Annotated in this window: 2 protein-coding genes; both read right to left on the reverse strand. The window is 65.9% G+C overall.

The window, feature by feature from the left end; translation table 11 throughout:
* On the reverse strand, positions 1-916 hold a 916-nt coding region (locus AC1DY5_RS54765), incomplete at its 3' end, for a Bug family tripartite tricarboxylate transporter substrate binding protein (RefSeq protein WP_478122551.1).
* Between the two features lie 115 nt (positions 917-1,031).
* On the reverse strand, positions 1,032-1,652 hold a 621-nt coding region (locus tag AC1DY5_RS54770), incomplete at its 5' end, for a LysR substrate-binding domain-containing protein (RefSeq protein WP_478122552.1).

The raw sequence follows: 1,652 nt of genomic DNA on the forward strand, positions 1-1,652 counted from the left end.
TGACCGGCACGAAGCCGAGTTCGGAGGCCCGCCGCGAGAAGTCCGGGCTCGAAACGACGGCGTCGATCTCGGCAGCGAGCCGGTCGACCGATGCGCGCGGCGTCGATGTGGGCGCGAACAGGCCGAACCACACGCGCAGGTAATCGAGCGTCGCGACACCGCCTTCGCGGAAGGTCGGCGTCTGCGGCAGCAGCGGATAGCGCTGAGTGCCCGTGACCGCGATGGTGCGCACGCGGCCCGCCTTCTCGAGCGGCACCGAATCGAAGCCCGACACGACGACCGAGTCGACGTGTCCGCCCAGCAGGTCCTGGATAGCCGGCCCCGTCCCCTTGTACGGAATGTGATTGAGTTCGACCTTGGCACCGCGCGCCAGCAACTCGCCCATGAGGTGCGGTGACGAGCCGCGACCGGGCGTTCCATAGCTGATCGAACCCGGCTTGGTCCTGGCCTTTGCCAGCAGGTCGGCCAGCGACTGGATGGGCGAGTCGCTCTTGACCATCAGCACCAGCGGCATCTCGGCCACGATGGCGATCGGCACCAGGTCCTTGACCGGGTCGTAGCCGAGCTTCGGATAGAAGTTGGGCGCCAACGCCACGGCGTCGCTGCTGCCGACGCCGATGGTGTAGCCGTCGGCGGCCGCATGCGCCAGCACATCGAGTCCGATGGTGCCGCCGGCGCCTGAATGGTGCTCCATGAAGACCGCCTGCCCGACGCGAACGGCCAGGGGCTCGGTGATGGTTCGGAACACGGTGTCGCCACCACCCCCCGGCGCGTACGGCACGATGACGCGGATCGGCTTGGTCGGGTAGGCTGCGGCGCCCGTCGATGCCGCGGGGGCCGCAGCGCCTTGCGCGACGGCTGCCGTGGCGAGGGCGAGGCCCGCCACCCACGCCAGCGCCCGGTTCAGTGGTTTCATGGTGTCTCCTGTGTCCGCCGGCTCGGTGACCGAGTCGGAATATCGTTTGATGTCAAACGACTTTAGACCATGCAGGGCCGGACGTCAAACGACTTTTGGGAGGCCGGCTGAGGTGTCAGTGAAGCCGCGCCTCGATAGCCTCGCGTGACCATTTGGGCGCCACCATCCGGATGAAGTCGAATGCGAAGGGCTTCAGCAGGTGATCCTTTCGCAAGCTGATCATCGCGCTCGAAGACGGAAACAGGTGACCGACCGGCACGGAGCGCAAGTCCCTGTCCAGTTGCGCATTGAACGCCATTTTCTGCAGTACGGCGACCCCCACGCCGGCAGCAACGTAGGCCTTGATGATGCTGGCGTCCATGGCCCGCATCACGACCCATGGCGTGATGCCATGCCGTTGGAACTCGCGCTGCACCACCGATCCGGACGTGTAGCTGTTGTCGTAGGTGATGAGCGGCCAGCGCGCGATCTGTTCCATGGTCAGCTTCCCCATCTTCAACAGGGGATGCCGCGGGCGCACGATCAGGCAGCGGTCGATCTCGTAGGCTTCCATCGAAACAACGCCCTTGGGCATGGAATCGGGGAGGGTGCAAAGGCCGATGTCGATGGTTCCCGCAGTCACCCCCGCGAGGATCTGCGCGGGAGGCCCCACGGTGAACTCGAGCTTCACCTGCGGATAGAGGGAAAGGAAACGGCGGGTGACTTCGATCAGCGAGTAGCGCGCGTGGACATGCGT

It is taken from the genome of Variovorax sp. P4_D9 (genome assembly GCF_056401695.1).